This window comes from Vibrio sp. 10N.222.55.C7 (genome assembly GCF_041473335.1).
Taxonomy (GTDB): Bacteria; Pseudomonadota; Gammaproteobacteria; order Enterobacterales; family Vibrionaceae; genus Vibrio; species Vibrio crassostreae_C.
Map to the genome: position 1 here is coordinate 119236 of NZ_JBFRSC010000007.1, position 15629 is coordinate 134864.

General features: G+C 45.9%; 11 protein-coding genes. 6 read left to right on the forward strand and 5 right to left on the reverse strand.

Annotated elements, in window-relative coordinates:
• Positions 1-95: 95 nt before the first annotated feature.
• Positions 96-1412 carry a multifunctional CCA addition/repair protein gene (locus tag AB4482_RS02075; protein ID WP_372180479.1) on the reverse strand — a complete coding sequence of 439 codons (1317 nt, stop codon included), beginning with the start codon at positions 1410-1412 and terminating at the stop codon, positions 96-98.
• 36 nt (positions 1413-1448) lie between these two features.
• Between AB4482_RS02075 and AB4482_RS02080 the strand changes: the two genes are divergently transcribed.
• Together AB4482_RS02080 and AB4482_RS02085 are read left to right on the forward strand one after the other, a co-directional pair.
• Complete coding sequence (locus AB4482_RS02080) at positions 1449-3119, forward strand: ExeA family protein (RefSeq protein ID WP_206360673.1); 1671 nt, start codon at positions 1449-1451, stop codon at positions 3117-3119.
• Positions 3119-4111: a general secretion pathway protein GspB gene (locus tag AB4482_RS02085; protein WP_372180480.1), complete on the forward strand. Its 993-nt coding sequence runs from the start codon at positions 3119-3121 to the stop codon at positions 4109-4111. The genes AB4482_RS02080 and AB4482_RS02085 overlap by 1 nt, the downstream gene beginning before the upstream one ends.
• Positions 4112-4216: 105 nt before the next feature.
• Here the strand turns inward: AB4482_RS02085 and AB4482_RS02090 are convergent, their stop codons facing one another.
• The 3 genes from AB4482_RS02090 to AB4482_RS02100 all read right to left on the reverse strand — a co-directional run bounded on the left by AB4482_RS02090 (position 4217) and on the right by AB4482_RS02100 (position 7105).
• On the reverse strand, positions 4217-4828 hold the full coding sequence (locus tag AB4482_RS02090; protein WP_017062917.1) for a TIGR04211 family SH3 domain-containing protein: 612 nt from the start codon (positions 4826-4828) through the stop codon (positions 4217-4219).
• Between the two features lie 205 nt (positions 4829-5033).
• Positions 5034-6296 carry an inorganic phosphate transporter gene (locus AB4482_RS02095; RefSeq protein ID WP_017061418.1) on the reverse strand — a complete coding sequence of 421 codons (1263 nt, stop codon included), beginning with the start codon at positions 6294-6296 and terminating at the stop codon, positions 5034-5036.
• Positions 6297-6424: 128 nt separating this feature from the next.
• A complete protein-coding gene (locus AB4482_RS02100; protein ID WP_010434644.1) occupies positions 6425-7105 on the reverse strand; it encodes a TIGR00153 family protein in 681 nt (226 codons plus the stop codon).
• 207 nt (positions 7106-7312) lie between these two features.
• Here AB4482_RS02100 and AB4482_RS02105 point away from each other — a divergent pair, with 207 nt between their 5' ends.
• On the forward strand, positions 7313-8830 hold the full coding sequence (locus tag AB4482_RS02105; protein WP_372073187.1) for a CYTH domain-containing protein: 1518 nt from the start codon (positions 7313-7315) through the stop codon (positions 8828-8830).
• A gap of 51 nt (positions 8831-8881) precedes the next feature.
• On the opposite strand, the gene AB4482_RS02110 is transcribed toward AB4482_RS02105, so the two are convergent.
• Positions 8882-9631 (reverse strand): potassium channel family protein, encoded by a 750-nt coding sequence (locus AB4482_RS02110; protein WP_102321461.1) that lies wholly within the window; start codon positions 9629-9631, stop codon positions 8882-8884.
• 97 nt (positions 9632-9728) lie between these two features.
• Between AB4482_RS02110 and AB4482_RS02115 the strand changes: the two genes are divergently transcribed.
• The 3 genes from AB4482_RS02115 to hldE all read left to right on the forward strand — a co-directional run bounded on the left by AB4482_RS02115 (position 9729) and on the right by hldE (position 15612).
• On the forward strand, positions 9729-10985 hold the full coding sequence (locus AB4482_RS02115) for a methyl-accepting chemotaxis protein (RefSeq protein ID WP_017061421.1): 1257 nt from the start codon (positions 9729-9731) through the stop codon (positions 10983-10985).
• Between the two features lie 225 nt (positions 10986-11210).
• The gene (gene glnE, locus AB4482_RS02120; protein WP_372180481.1) at positions 11211-14060 is read left to right on the forward strand and encodes a bifunctional [glutamate--ammonia ligase]-adenylyl-L-tyrosine phosphorylase/[glutamate--ammonia-ligase] adenylyltransferase; all 2850 of its coding nucleotides are present in this window, start codon (positions 11211-11213) and stop codon (positions 14058-14060) included.
• 121 nt (positions 14061-14181) lie between these two features.
• Entirely contained in the window at positions 14182-15612 is a 1431-nt protein-coding gene (gene hldE, locus AB4482_RS02125) for a bifunctional D-glycero-beta-D-manno-heptose-7-phosphate kinase/D-glycero-beta-D-manno-heptose 1-phosphate adenylyltransferase HldE (RefSeq protein ID WP_017069485.1), read from the forward strand.
• Positions 15613-15629: the final 17 nt, after the last annotated feature.

Consider the following 15629-nt stretch of genomic DNA (forward strand, 5'->3'; position numbering starts at 1 on the left):
GACTTACGTAGACAAATGTTTCGTCCTACAGATTGAAACGGAAAAACCCGCCTAGTCGCGGGTTTTTTAATGCGGTTTAATTAGAACGGTGACGATTAACTGCTAGCGAGCTCTGATAGGGCGTTTTCAATTGCGATGGCTCTACGCTTCTCTTGTTCTTCTCGAATATATTTGCCTTGAAAACCATCGGCAATGATCGCTTTGACTTCAACTTGAAGCGCCGCTTGGTAAGCCACTTCAAAACGCGCTTTTTGAGGGTAAGGTTGATCTTCCAACCCTTTACGGCCTGCGTGGTCGGCTTGGCAGCAAAGCAAGATGTCGTTAAGGCGGTCTGGTTTACGCCAAACATCGAACTTGTTGAGAACCTTAAGGAAAGTTGTCGGCTTAAGCTCGCCAGCACGATGAATGTTTGAGTGTTGCTCACACACTAATAGTGCGAGATCTCTGAATTCATTGGGCACTCTCACTCGCTCACACAGTTTCTTGATTATCTTAACACCTGTGTGGCAGTGCATTTTATGGCTTGGCCATTCAGCTTGTGGTGTGACGCCTTTACCTAAGTCATGCACTTGAGCTGCAAACCGTACCGGTAGCGATGGACTTAATAGTGCAGCTTGCTGAGCAACCATCAGGGTGTGAATACCCGTGTCGATTTCAGGGTGCCATTTTTCAGGTTGAGGGACGCCAAATAGAGCGTCAATCTCAGGTAATACGACTGCCAATGCACCACACTCTTTCAATACAGAGAGGAACACTTCAGGGTGCGGTGTACTAAGAGACTTATGCCACTCTTGCCAAACTCGCTCTGCAGTAAGGTGTGCCAGCTCACCAGATTGGACGATCTCACTCATAATATCCATGGTTTCAGGTGCAACCGTGAAGTTAAGATGGTGAAGCTTGGCGGCGAAGCGAGCCACACGCAGTACACGAAGAGGGTCTTCAACAAAAGCGTCTGAAACGTGTCTTAAGATACGATCCGAGAGATCTTTCTGGCCATGATAAGGATCGTGAAGTTGGCCTTTATCATCTTGAGCTATAGCGTTGATGGTCAGATCTCGACGCATCAGGTCTTCTTCCAAACTCACGTCTGGCGCGAAGTAACATTCGAAGCCTGTGTAACCAGAGCCTGATTTTCTCTCAGTGCGAGCCAGTGCGTGCTCTTCTTTGGTTTTTGGGTGCAAGAATACCGGGAAATCTTTTCCCACAGCAGTAAAGCCAAGGTTTTCCATCTCTTGAGGGGTACTCCCTACCACGACCCAATCTCTATCATAACTATCAATATTGAGCAGCTTATCGCGCACTGCTCCACCGACTAGATAGCGTTGTAGCCCGTTGTCTTTTGGTAGGCTATCGTAAATTTGCAACTTATCACCTCGAAATGTTTTATCACTGCTGGACTTTACTGCAAGCAATGGTACTTTCCATTAATCGTAATTATAGGGCAGCACATGTATAAGGAATATTTTGGCTTCGTTGAGATGCCATTTTCGATTGTACCAAATTCTCGCTACTTGTTTTTGAGTCAGCGCCATCAAGAAGCGATGCAGAACCTACAAGCCGGTTTAGGCGAGGGTGGGGGCTTTGCGATGCTTACTGGTGAGGTTGGTACAGGGAAAACAACGGTCGCTAAGGCGATGTTGTCTTCATTGGATAGTCATACTCAGGCTGGCCTTATACTTAACCCTACGTTTTCAAATACGGATTTACTAGAAGCTATCTGCGATGAGTTTGAGGTCGAGTACCCAGAACAAGCATCGTTGAAACAGCTCAGTCAGGCTATTCATTATTTTCTACTTGATAGCCATGCCGAAGGCATTCAAACCCTATTGGTGATCGATGAAGCCCAACACCTCGCTGCCGATGTGTTGGAGCAGTTACGCCTTCTAACAAACTTGGAAACCGACAATCGTAAGCTGTTAAAAGTACTGTTGGTCGGCCAGCCGGAATTACAACAGCACTTACAAACCACGCAGCTACGTCAGCTAGCACAGCGCATTACTGGTCGTTATCACTTACTGCCTCTTAATACCGAAGAAACGGGCAAGTACATCGCGTTTCGTTTGGAGACGGCGGGTGGCGAGCAGATGTTGTTTTCGAACCGTTCTATCAAGCTGATTGCTCAATATACGCATGGTATTCCAAGGCTCATTAACTTGGTGTGTGATAAAGCACTGCAGTTGGCTTTTCATGACGGTGAGCAGCTACCGAGCAATGAAACGGTTAACCGAGCGTGTCAGCAGGTTATGTCCTTTCAGGCCGATGTGTATCACGTCGAGAAAGCTCTAACTTCTCGTGTCGCGCCTAAGTTATTCCAATACGCAGGGATTGCGACGTTAAGCGTTGGTCTTGCAATAGCGACCTTTAACTTCGCTCCAAGCTATATCAATGCTTGGTTGCCTACGGATGCATCAAATGGAGCAAAGACGGAAGTGTTAGCACGTACTCAGCGTTCTTTGGTATCAGATGTTCCTAAGTTGGTTGCTGAGCCAAAACCTGCCAAGTTTGAATTGCCACAACACATTCAACAACATTTGATGCAGGGGACCAATCGTTCTCTCGCTATCAAAGACTTGTATACGCTGTGGGGATATCAATCTTCACTGCGTGATGGATTGTGCTTAAGTGAGCCACAAAGTGTTTTTGTGTGTGAGCAGCAGCAGGCCAGTTTGGATACCTTGTTAGAACTTGGTGTTCCTGTGGTACTTAATCTCGACATAGACCAAAAACCAGTGTTTGCTGTGCTGTATGGCGTGTCTAAGGATTCTGTCGAGTTGCTGGTTAATGAAAAGCTGTTGGTGATGCCGAAGCAATCCTTAGAGCAAATCTGGCAAGGCGATTACGTCGCTATTTGGAAGCAGCCGCTGCGAGAGACCCTTAAAGAGGGCTATCAAGGTGAAGCGGTTGCTTTGCTTGATCTACTGCTTTCTGAAGTATTAGGAGAGGTTGTTTCCGGTAGTGATGTATTTGATTATGAGTTAAAAATGAAAATCGAAGCATTTCAAACGTGGCAAGGTATGTCTGTTGATGGCATTGCAGGTAAGCGCACCTTAGCAAGATTGCAGAGATTAGCTCAACTCGATTCGCCTAAGCTGATGTCACTAGAAGGGGGCGAAAGCTAATGTCACGTATTATGCACGAACTTAAACAGCCGTCTCACAAGCCATCTTCTATTAATCAGCACTCTCTTAGCAAACCAAGCTTCAAAGTCTACCAGAATCATCATGTTCCTAATTCTGCAAAAGGGATGAGCAACAAGCGAGGTTCATCGTTAGCGATGGGGCTACTCTTAATCTTGGTTCCTTCTTTGTTGGTGGGTGGCGTCTTGGCTTATCAATCGTATATCCAACAACAAGAAGCCGTGAACCAAGCTGCCAATGTCGCTCTGCCAGAATTTAAAACTGAATCAGACATTGAGCCTGAAATTGCGGATGCTGATATAGCAAGCATGGATGCCGTGTCTGAGGAAGAAGATGCCTTGTTCACCGTTCGCCCTGCACCGGCGAGCCAACCGTTGAAAGCATTGCCACGCCAAGAGATGTATGCACAGATTGATTCTGGCGCTAATCGTGCAAACACCGCTGGTGGCTCAACAGTGATCTTCGCTAATGCTGATAACAACACTCAAATGACAGCCAGTTCTGAATCGTCATCCGTTCAGCCAGGCGCGAGTGATGAAACGACTGCTCTGCAATCAAGCACTGATCAGCAATCAAATAGTGACTTACAATCGGACAGTGATCTGCTGCAAGGGCTAGACCTCAGTGAGTTGCCACCTGATTTGGCATTGAAGCTTGAATCCATTATGGGGGAGCAACAAAGCGCTCCTGAGCCGATGGATTCTAGACCCTCAGGGCAAAGGGGTTCTCAGGTCATTGAGTTGGAAACGCACACCAATAGCTTATCAGGCGTCCTTCCTAAGTTAGACCTACAAACCCATATGTACTCGAGCAGCGAAACCAAGCGTTGGGTAAAAGTGAACGGTCAAGAAGTGGCGCAAGGAGATTGGATTGGACAAGACATTCAATTGCTGGAGATTAAGCCACAATCGGTGATCATAGAGTTCAATCAGCAGAAGATAGAAATCCCAGCTCTGTACGAGTGGAAAGGCTAGCGAGCTCTAAAGGTATCTAGATAACAGACAAATAAAAAGGAGCACCTCGGTGCTCCTTTTTGATCTTCGATACTGAATTTACTGTACCTAATACAAGCGTTACGTCTACGCCCAACCGTTTGGTGATTTTCTGCGACGAGGCATGATGTGTGGCAGAACAAGGCCTAGAAGTAGACCAATACCCGCAACACCACCACCGTACATGAAGTACTTCAATAGTAGGTCGTCTTTTTGAGTGTCTAGCTTAGCGCGCAGTTCACGGTTCTCTGTTTGAGAACTCGTTAGCTGTTGGCTAATTTCACTGTAGTTCTGTTCTAGTTCAGCAATCTGCTTGTTACGAGAATCTAGAGAGCTTGCTAGGCCAGCTTTTTCGCTGTCAGCACTCTGACGAGCATTCGCTAGCTTGCCTTTAACTTCCGTCAGCTCTTTCTCTAGCTTAGGCATACGCAGTGCCATGCTTTCTTGAGTGCTTACAAACTTGCTTTCAACCCAACCTTTACGGCCACGGTTGTCTTGAATTTGGGTGTAACCCGTACTCTTGTTAGTTTGTAGGAATGTAATCTTTTCACCAGCATCAACACTACCGATGATACGGAATGTGTTGTTTGGGCCAGAATGCATATAAGTAAATAGTTTGTCAGCAATATAACGGTCTTGTGCAAAGGCAGCTGGAGCCGCAAGCATTGCGAACAAAACTAAGCTAATCAGTTTTTTCACAGTAAATCCCTTAACGATTCAAATTGGGTAGGCGTATGAGTCAGCCTCAATCAGCAAATAATATTTAGTTTCTTTATGCGGTGCAACAAAGAAGGGAGGCAAAGCCTCCCTTTCTGTGCGTTTGAGTCAATAATGACATGGCATTTACATATCGTTACTGAAGCTCACACTGTTCTGACGCTAGTATTCACTAACGTAGTCGCGATTACATAGTAAACGCAGCTTGAATTCCGTAGAAGAACACAACAGCAAGTAGAGCACCTGCAGGTAGTGTCACAATCCAAGAAGCCACGATATTACGTACAACGCCTAAGTTTAGTGCTGCGATACCACGAGCAAAACCAACACCTAAAACAGCACCAACGAGTGTTTGTGTAGTAGAGATTGGAAGGCCAGTACCTGAAGCTAGTACAACCGTACATGCAGTTGCAAGTTGTGCAGCAAAGCCACGGCTTGGTGTTAGTTCTGTAATACCAGTACCAACGGTTGCCATTACTTTATGACCCATTGTTGCAAGACCAACAACGATACCGAATCCACCTAGAGGAAGAATCCACCATGCGATAGTACTCTTACCTGTGATTTCACCCATGTGCTCAACGGTTGATACAACAGCAGACAGTGGACCAATCGCGTTCGCAACGTCGTTTGAACCGTGTGCAAATGCCATCGCACAAGCTGTGATAACCATGAGTACAGAGAAGATGCCTTCAACACCTGCAAAGCCGTGGTCTTCTTCGCGGTTAGCGAATTTCTTCTGGATGTATAGGTAACCGCCGATCATTACAAGCGCAGAAACGCCAGCAGCCCAAACCCATGCTTCAGTGTTGCTTAGGTGAAGACCAACGTGCTTAAGGCCTTTCTTGATGGTTACAAGTGCAATTACCATTGTTGTAATGAACATGTATACCGGTACAAAGCGTTTCGCGTTAAATAGCGGGTTCTCTGTATCAAAAATCAGTCGTTGAGCACTTACAAATATGACGTAAGCGAAGAAACCGGAAATAACCGGTGTGATAATCCAACTGCCCACAATGCCTTGAACACTGTTCCAGTCTACAGCTTCAGTACCTACAGAAATACACGCAAAACCGATGATTGCACCGATGATTGAGTGAGTCGTAGAAACCGGCCAGCCCATGTAAGAAGCGAGAAGTAGCCATGTACCAGCAGCAAGAAGTGCTGACATCATGCCGTACACAAGTACATCTGGTTGATGAGCGAATAGAGACGTTTCGATAACACCTTTACGGATCGTGTCTGTTACTTCGCCGCCCGCAAGGTAAGCACCTGCGAATTCAAAGATCATTGCGATAATGATCGCTTGTTTAACGGTTAAAGCTTTAGAGCCTACTGAGGTGCCCATTGCGTTCGCAACGTCATTTGCACCAATACCAATAGCCATCAAGAAACCGAAAGCTGCTGCAACAATAATCAGGACAGTGCCGTAGTTAGCAAGGATATCCATCGTAATACCTAGTTGTTTGATAACAAGCGGAACAAATTTAGACGCAAAAAACCGCTCAGCGAGAGGAATACTCAGCGCATAAGTGGTTTGTTCAAAAAATGCTCTTTGTTATATGGTTAACGTATGATTTAAGATCGAGAAAGCATTACTTCAAGACGAGCGCCTACACGCTGTGCTTGATCTGCAATACCACCAACCCATTCAAGAATTTTGTATAAGAACATGATATCAACTGGATTCAGATCGCCTTCAATTGCCATTAGTTGTTGGCGTAGTTCGATCTGCATCGCATCCGTGTCATCTTCAATTACATCTAATTGATGAATCATTTCGGCAACGAGTGTTACTTCACGGCCTTTAAAGCCAGTCTCAAGTAATTCGTCTAATTCATTGATTACGTTTTGTGCTTGATTCGCTGCATCTAGACAACGTTTAACGTAAGCGATGAAGTTTTCTTGCATAGGAGCAGGAATGACAAGTTGACGACCATATACACGGCCAGCAATGTCTTTCGCTAGGTTTGCGAGTTTGTCTTGTTGCGTTAATAGCTCCAACATATCGGTGCGATCAACTGGCATAAACAAACCACGAGGAAGTTTAAGGCGAATTTCACGTTTTAGTACGTCAGCTTCTTTCTCAAGGTGAGAAATTTGAGCTCGAATTTCTGATGCTTTTTCCCAGTCACCTTTTGAAGAAACTTCAAAGAAATTAACTAGGTGAGAACAACATTCGTTCACGCATACTACGTGACGCTGCAAAGGTTTAATTGGGGACTTTGCAAATAACCCCATAATTGTATTTACTGGCATGGTCATCCAACCTAATAAATAATAACCTTAAAACAACATACACCATATTCATGGTGAAATGTTAAGCGATGGCTACAAAGTCGCGCATGTTAACCTAATCAATCTCTCATTAAAACTGTTTTAGATCATCATAAGGGCGATATTTCTGACTTGCCGACTTTTCAAATTGGCAATATCCTGTCCCTATCTTCACAGAAAGGTATAACTATGGAAACCGAGATAGAACTGAAGTTTTTTGTTTCTCCTGAATTTTCAGAGACTTTACGCAATAAAATTGCTGAAACTAAAGTACTTCAGCACAGTTGTCGTGAGCTAGGTAACATCTACTTTGACACCGCTGACAACTGGCTACGTAAGCACGATACAGGCTTACGCATTCGACGCTTTGATGACGTATTTGTACAAACCGTAAAGACTGCTGGTCGTGTGGTTGCTGGCCTGCATCAAAGGCCTGAATACAATGCAGAACACGACAGCAACGAACCTAAGTTAGCCCTGCACCCAGAGGATATCTGGCCAGCAGGTAAAGACATCGAAACGTTGCAAGCTGAGCTGACTCCTCTGTTCTCTACCAACTTCACGCGTGAGCAGTGGTTGATTGGTATGCCTGATGGTAGCCAAGTCGAGGTCGCATTCGATCAAGGCTTTGTTGAATCAGGCGACCTGCAAGAACCGATTTGCGAAGTCGAATTGGAACTTAAATCCGGTCAAACGGATGCGCTATTTACATTGTCTCGCCAATTCTGCGAACAAGGTGGCATGCGTTTGGGTAACCTAAGTAAAGCAGCTAAGGGTTACCGCCTTGCTCAAGGTTATCAAGGAGATGAAGTCACTCCTTTGACCTTAGTTGATACTGACAAAAGTGATACCGTTGAATCGTGTTTCATTCAATCTTTAGAGCATGCTCTCGCTCATTGGCACTATCACGAGCAGATTTTCACTGAGCGTCAATCGATTGAAGCGCTACATGAGATCAGTCATTCACTGAGCTTTATCCGCCAGACTTTCACCATTTATGGTGGCATTGTCCCTAGACGTGCGAGTGCTATTTTACGTCAAGAGTTGAAGTGGCTTGAGCAAGAGCTCGACTGGCTGAAAAGCTATGATCACTTCGAAGACTTGCTGGAAGATAAAGGCCATGTACTACGTAAACTCGATGCGCGTAAGTTCTTAGTCGCTGAGCTTAAAGAGATGCAAGAGCAACTGCCAGATCGTGAAGATCTGCTTACCTTGCTGAGCTCTGCTCGTTACACCGGTTTATTGTTAGATTTGAGCCGTTGGATCTTGTCTCGTGGCTGGCAGCCTTTCTTAGATGAGAAAGCGCGTGAGCAAATGGGTCGTGGTATCGAATGGTTTTCCGTGCAGCAACTCGATCGCACATGGGCAGACTTGATGGAAGCTTTCCCGCCAGAGCGAGTGATGACCAGCCAAGCGTATATTGAGCAGCAATACCGTTTGATGCGAAACCTATATTCTGGTGTTGGTTTCGCGAGTTTGTATGATGACGCTGAGCGAAACAGTTTCCGTTTACCTTGGGCCGATATGGTGCAAGGCATTGATGACTTGCTGGCACTTAAAACATTAGAGCCTTTGACTGAGAAGCTGGAAGGCGATGAGAAGCTTCAGCTAGAGCGTTGGTTAGCTCGTCAAGAAGTGTCCATTCTGCATGCGATGGAACAGACACGCCAAATCAGTGTTGAGGTTGAGCCATACTGGCAAGACTAAACTCGATACCTGTATCAATAGAAGTATGAATTTGAAAATAGGGCTCCGGCCCTATTTTTTTGTTTGTTGCTCAAGTTTTTCGAGTCGCTCTAAGATTTTCTGTTGCTGCTCGATGATCTTCTCAAGGTGTTTCTCTTTGTTTTCCGCTCGTTGATTCTCATGATGAGTTGGGGAGGTGATCAAAGAAGTAATCAAGCCTGAAATCATACCAAACACACCGACACCACAGATGATCACCATTGAAGCCACTAACTGACCGGAAGTGGTCACTGGGTAATGGTCGCCATAACCCACAGTACTGATGGTCACAAACGCCCACCATAAAGCATCATGACCTGTAGTGATGTTGGCGTTCGGATCTTTGTGTTCCAATAGCAGGATCGTGCCAGCACCGATAGTCAGTAAGATCACCAAAAGCAGAATGATGGAAGCGAAAGTGGTCTCTTTCCTATTACGAAATAACTCTCTGAAAATACGTTTACTTGAACGCAGAACTAAGATGACTCGCAGAATTTGAAAAATACGGGCGAAACGAAGAGGCTCGATCATTGGGATACTTGCTAAGAAATCGATCCAGTGTACTTTTAGAAATTCTTTTTTGTTTTGTGATCTAAATAGATCAATTGTGAGCTGAAAAAGAAAAACACTACAGATTATAAAATCGAGGCCGATAAGGACTTGTTTCGATTCTTTATCGATCGGTACGAACAATAAGCCTGAGATCACAAATAACGCTAAGAAAGAGAGAATCAGTGACAATAAGCTCATCGGCTTGGTGGCGTCTTTGGTATTATTCAACATTCATACGAGGCTCAAAATAAATCGCGAACTTTGACTGACATAGCCACCTCGCGGATATAGAAGCCATCAATATATAAGAATTAATGGAGAACTGACAATGACTAAACTGTCATTCAAGCCGTGGGAAAGGGTAATCTCTGACGTTCGTCTCGTTCCAAAAATGGTCATGTTGATGATATTCAGCACTATCTTGATCATTTCGAAGCAGCTATGGGACGCAAGTACGTTTTACGATTCATTGCTTGCTGTAACGAACAATGCGCAAGTCGCACAACAGCATTACGAGACTTACCTAGTTCAAGTGGCTTGGCAAACAGCCTTGATGATCATTGTGTTTGTGGTTCTTCTGTTAGCAGCGGCGCGCGTTATGCTGCGCCAGACTCAATACCTTAATGACGCCATTAAAACCATGGCAGATAAGAACTTATCAGTGCCGATTCAAATGGACTGTAAAGATGAATACGGCGATGTGGCACGCGAACTTGAAAAAACTCGCGTCCAACTGAACGACATGATCAAAACTCAGGTGGCCTCTTCTGATGAGCTGTTTGCTCTGACGGAAGTGATGACCATCAGCATGTCTGAAACCAAAGAGTCAGCTCAAGAAGAGTTCAACGAGATCGATCAACTGGCAACAGCAATGAGTGAGATGACGTCGACGGTGCAAACTGTCGCTGAGCATGCACAAAGCGCTTCGTCATTGACTGAACAGGCATCAGGCCAAGCTCTTACTGGTCAGAAGTTCGTTCAAGGATCAGTGTCTAAGATGAGTGAGCTATCTTCAGATATCGCAGCATCTGCAGCAGCGGTAAACCAAGTAGAAGAACGCGTTGACTCAATTGGCAGTGTGGTTGGTACTATCCAAGGCATTTCAGAACAGACAAACCTATTAGCATTGAACGCTGCGATTGAAGCGGCACGTGCCGGTGAAGCGGGTCGTGGTTTTGCGGTTGTTGCCGACGAGGTTCGCAACCTTGCACAGCGCACCCAGCAAGCAACGGTAGAGATTCAAGACATGATCAGTCATCTACAAAGCAGCGCTAACTCTGCGGTAGAGCTGATGGAGAAAAGTGTTGTAGAAGCGGCTGAAGGTGTTGATCTGGTGACTAACGCGGGAAGTGAGCTTGACGGCATTGTAAGCCAAGTCAATCAAATCAATGATATGAACTTCCAGATCGCGACCGCTGCAGGCCAACAGAGCAGTGTTGCTGAAGAGATGAGCGTCAACCTGACCAATGTACGCGAGCTTGTTGAAGCTTCAGTTGTGGTGGTTGGTGAACTGCTCGAGACCTCTCAGCTTATGGAAAGTAACGCGCAAGAACTCGACGGTAAGATTAAGCAATTTAAGGTTTAGTCCTCAGCACCCAATCTTCATCCGTCAAAGGCTAATTCCCAGAGACTGTTTCTCGGTTGTAAGCTCAACCAGATAAGTTAATCGATAAAACGCCCACATTGCTAATGTGGGCGTTTTTTATTGGCGTAACTTTGGTATAACTTATCTTTAGTTATGAAAACTCGTTATTGAAGAGCTGAATCGATAAACCGATTGTTCGGCGCGCAGCTTATACAAGGAAGAAACATGCCATTGCCTTCTCAACTCATCACTCACTCCCAGTCTGCTTTTGAGCAATTATTAGAGCATCAAAGTGAAGCCATCAATACTTGGTCTGAGCCACTGACTGAAGATCTTAAACGTGTACTCGGTTTAAGCTGTTTTATTGGTGATTGCCTGCAGCGTGATACGGTTTTATGTGGTGACTTACCTAATATGTTGGCATGCGAAGAACGCGCTGAAGGATACCGAGAACGCTTGGCTGAATTACTTTCTAGTTGCACCGATGAAATGAGCGGTCAGCGCGTGCTGCGTCAATTCCGTAATCGAGAAATGACCTACATTGCTTGGCGTGATTTTTTGGGTGTGTGGGAGCTAGAGCAGAGCCTAAATCATCTATCGATGTTGGCTGAGGCGATGATCTTCGAAACCTACCAATGGCAGTACGATATTTGTTGTAAAGAGTGGGGCACACCTTGTAATGAACAAGGCGAAGCACAGCCGATGTTGATCATTGGTATGGGCAAGCTAGGGGGCGGTGAGCTTAACTTCTCTTCCGATATCGATCTGATCTTCACCTACCCAGAGAATGGTGAAACCCAAGGTGCAAGACGCAGCATTGCCAATGCGCAGTTCTTTACACGTCTCGGGCAACGTATTATTAAGGCGCTTGATCAGCAAACCTTCGATGGATTCTGTTATCGAGTAGACATGCGCCTGCGTCCATTCGGTGAGAGTGGTCCACTGGTCATGAGTTACGCTGCGCTAGAAGATTACTATCAAGAACAAGGTCGCGATTGGGAACGCTACGCTATGGTCAAAGCGCGTGTGATGGGCAGTGAGATGTACCCTGAGTATCAAGAGCTTCGCCAAATGCTACGCCCGTTTGTGTTCCGCCGTTATATTGATTTTAGTGCGATTCAATCTCTGCGCCGAATGAAGTCTATGATCAGCAGCGAAGTGCGTCGTCGTGGTCTCTCGAACAACATCAAGCTTGGCTCTGGTGGTATTCGTGAAGTTGAGTTTATCGCACAAGTCTTCCAATTGATTCGTGGTGGACGCGAGCCTAGCTTACGCGGTCGAGGGTTACTCGAAACCTTAAGTGCGATTGAATCCCTTCATCTGCTAGAGTCTGAAGAGGTGGGGCACCTACGTGAAGCTTATCTGTTTTTGCGTCGCCTTGAGAACCTGTTACAAGCCATGGCTGATAAGCAAACTCAAACCTTACCTGACGGTGAATTCGAACAACTGCAGCTTGCGGTTGCCATGCAATTTTCCGATTGGGATAGCTTGATTGTGGCAACTCGCGCCCATATGGCGAATGTACATACCGTGTTCGAAGACCTAATTGGCGTTGATGAAGATGACGCTAATCCGATCGCGAGCCACTTTAGCGAGTTGTGGGATATGGCCCATAAACCCGATGTAATTGAGCACGTGTTGGAACACGACATTGCGGTCGCGAGCCCGCCTGATGCGGCGAAAACGATCATTCAGTTTAAAGCCGATTTGGCTAAAAAGACTCTTGGCCCTCGTGGGCGGGAAGTCCTCAATCGACTGATGCCGAAAGTGTTTCAAGCGCTGTACACCGCTAAGGATGCCGAGTTTGGTTTGTCGCGAGTACTGCATCTGCTGCATAAAATCGTTACGCGTACCACTTACCTTGAACTACTAGATGAACACCCTGCCGCGTTGACTCAGCTAGTTCGCCTGTGTACGGCAAGCCCGATGATTTCGGAGCAGTTGGGTCGTTATCCAATTCTGTTAGATGAACTTATCGACCCTCAGCAACTCTACAATCCCGTGCCTTTAGAGTCTTACAAGACCGAGTTGCGTGATTATCTAGCCCGTATCCCTGAAGATGATATGGAGCAACAGATGGAAGGTCTGCGTCAGTTTAAGCAGACCTGTATATTGAGAATTGCAGCCGCGGATATTGCGGGTGCTCTACCTGTCATGAAGGTCAGTGATCACCTGACCTACTTAGCAGAAGCCATTGTGGAGGCGGGGGTCAATCAAGCTTGGTTACAAGTATCCGCCAAGTTTGGTGAACCGACCCATGTTAAAGATCGCGAAGGTCGCGGTTTTGCTGTCGTTGGTTATGGCAAAGTCGGTGGTTGGGAGCTTGGTTATAACTCCGATCTTGATATCGTGTTCATGCACGACTGCCCGGTACACATCTATACTGATGGAAAGAAAGAGATCGATGGACGCCAATTCTACTTAAGATTAGCGCAGCGTATTATTCATATTTTCTCGACCAGAACTGCTTCTGGCATTTTGTACGAAGTCGATACTCGCCTACGCCCTTCTGGTGCATCTGGTCTATTGGTGAGTCCAACCGATGCCTTTGACGAGTATCAGCACAATGACGCGTGGACATGGGAGCACCAGGCCCTCACTCGTGCTCGTATGATTTACGGTGATGACTTATTGGTATCTGCGTTTAACAAAACTAGGCATGAGGTTTTGTGCTTGCCACGAGATGAGGCAACACTCAAAAAGTCAGTTGTGGATATGCGTGAAAAAATGCGTGGCCATTTAGGCGGTAAAAAAGCCGATCGATTCATGCTTAAACAAGATGCGGGCGGTATTACTGATATTGAGTTCTTGGCGCAATACTTAGTGCTGAGATACAGCAACGAGAAACCTAAGCTTACTCGTTGGTGTGACAATGTGAGAATCTTTGAAAGCTTGTTGTCGCAAGGGATAATGGACGAGCAACAAGGTATGGCATTGACCAATGCGTACACCACATTAAGGGATGAAATCCACCACCGTAATCTACTTAACCTTGATGCGGATGTGGCGATTGAAAAGTTCGAAATGGAAAGAGAACATGTTGTTCAGGCATGGAAGCAGTGGATGGAAGCATAATTCAGTCATAGCGTAGCGAGTGCTATGTTTATCTTGATAGGCTTTTACTCATTTATCTGTAGTTTAGCCACTGTAATCAGTGTGCTAGACTCTAGCCAGATTCGATTTTTGGAGCTCAACAATGAAACCAATTCTACCTGACTACAGCCAATCAGGTGTTCTTATTGTCGGTGACGTAATGCTTGACCGTTACTGGTATGGCCCAACTGGCCGTATTTCACCAGAAGCACCAGTCCCCGTTGTGAAAGTAGAAAATAACGAAGAGCGTCCTGGTGGTGCTGCCAACGTAGCAATGAACATTGCCTCTCTTGGTGGGCATGCTCATGTTGTTGGTTTGACTGGTAAAGATGAGCCTGCTGAGGTGTTGAAAAGCACTTTAGGTGCTCTGAAGGTTAAGTGTGATTTCGTTGAGTTAGAAGACTATCCAACCATCACCAAACTACGAGTGATGAGCCGTGGTCAGCAGTTGATTCGCTTGGATTTTGAAGACAAATTCGAAAACACCAACCCAGAGCTTATTCTGTCTCGCATGGAGCAAGCCCTACCAAATGTACGTTCGGTTATCTTGTCAGATTACGCGAAAGGTGCATTAGAGCATGTACAGAGCTTCATTCAAAAAGCACGCGCAGCCAATGTTCCTGTATTCATCGATCCCAAAGGCGCGGATTTAGAGCGCTACCGTGGTGCGACATTACTTACACCAAACATGGCAGAGTTTGAGCTGGTTGCAGGTAAAGTGAAATCAGAAGAAGATCTTATCGAGAAGGGTATTGCCTTGATCGAGAAGTATGACTTTGAAGCTCTATTGGTGACTCGCAGTGAAAATGGTATGACTTTATTACGTAAAGGTCAGGCACCATTCCACTTGCCAACCCAAGCGAAAGAAGTGTACGACGTAACTGGTGCTGGTGATACGGTTATCTCAGTACTGGCTGCGTCTGTTGCAGCTGGTAAGCCATTGGATGAGGCGTGTGCATTAGCGAACGCTGCAGCTGGTGTCGTTGTTGGTAAGCTAGGTACGTCAACGTTATCCACGATAGAGCTAGCTGAAGCGATTCACGGCAGTCAAGACACAGACTACGGTGTGATCTCAGAAGCGGCACTGGTTGAAGCGGTGAAGCGTGCTCGTGCGAAAGGCGAGAAGGTAGTTATGACCAATGGCTGCTTTGATATTCTACATGCTGGTCATGTTTCTTATATGAATCACGCGGCTGAGCTGGGCGATCGTTTGATCGTTGCGGTAAATACCGATGAATCAGTGAAACGCTTGAAAGGCCCTGGTCGCCCTGTGAACCCAACTGATCGTCGTATGGCGGTATTGGCTGGCTTAGGTGCAGTTGATTGGGTTGTGCCATTCTCTGAAGATACCCCTCAACGTTTAATCTCTGAGGTACTGCCAAGCATTCTTGTGAAAGGTGGTGATTACAAGCCTGAAGAGATTGCTGGTGGTGCGGAAGTGATTGCTGCTGGTGGTGAAGTGAAAGTACTTAACTTTGAAGATGGTTGCTCTACCACTGAAATCATTAAAGCGATTAAAGGTGGTCGAGGCTAGTTTTTAGTTTTTAGTTT

What these genes read in the sequence shown, in the direction of transcription:
- glnE (WP_372180481.1), top strand. Translation starts at nt 11,211, where the DNA reads ATGCCATTGCCTTCTCAACTCATCACTCACTCCCAGTCTGCTTTTGAG.
- AB4482_RS02095 (WP_017061418.1), bottom strand. Translation starts at nt 6,296, where the DNA reads ATGGATATCCTTGCTAACTACGGCACTGTCCTGATTATTGTTGCAGCA.
- hldE (WP_017069485.1), top strand. Translation starts at nt 14,182, where the DNA reads ATGAAACCAATTCTACCTGACTACAGCCAATCAGGTGTTCTTATTGTC.
- AB4482_RS02085 (WP_372180480.1), top strand. Translation starts at nt 3,119, where the DNA reads ATGTCACGTATTATGCACGAACTTAAACAGCCGTCTCACAAGCCATCT.
- AB4482_RS02080 (WP_206360673.1), top strand. Translation starts at nt 1,449, where the DNA reads ATGTATAAGGAATATTTTGGCTTCGTTGAGATGCCATTTTCGATTGTA.
- AB4482_RS02100 (WP_010434644.1), bottom strand. Translation starts at nt 7,105, where the DNA reads ATGCCAGTAAATACAATTATGGGGTTATTTGCAAAGTCCCCAATTAAA.
- AB4482_RS02110 (WP_102321461.1), bottom strand. Translation starts at nt 9,631, where the DNA reads ATGTTGAATAATACCAAAGACGCCACCAAGCCGATGAGCTTATTGTCA.
- AB4482_RS02105 (WP_372073187.1), top strand. Translation starts at nt 7,313, where the DNA reads ATGGAAACCGAGATAGAACTGAAGTTTTTTGTTTCTCCTGAATTTTCA.
- AB4482_RS02115 (WP_017061421.1), top strand. Translation starts at nt 9,729, where the DNA reads ATGACTAAACTGTCATTCAAGCCGTGGGAAAGGGTAATCTCTGACGTT.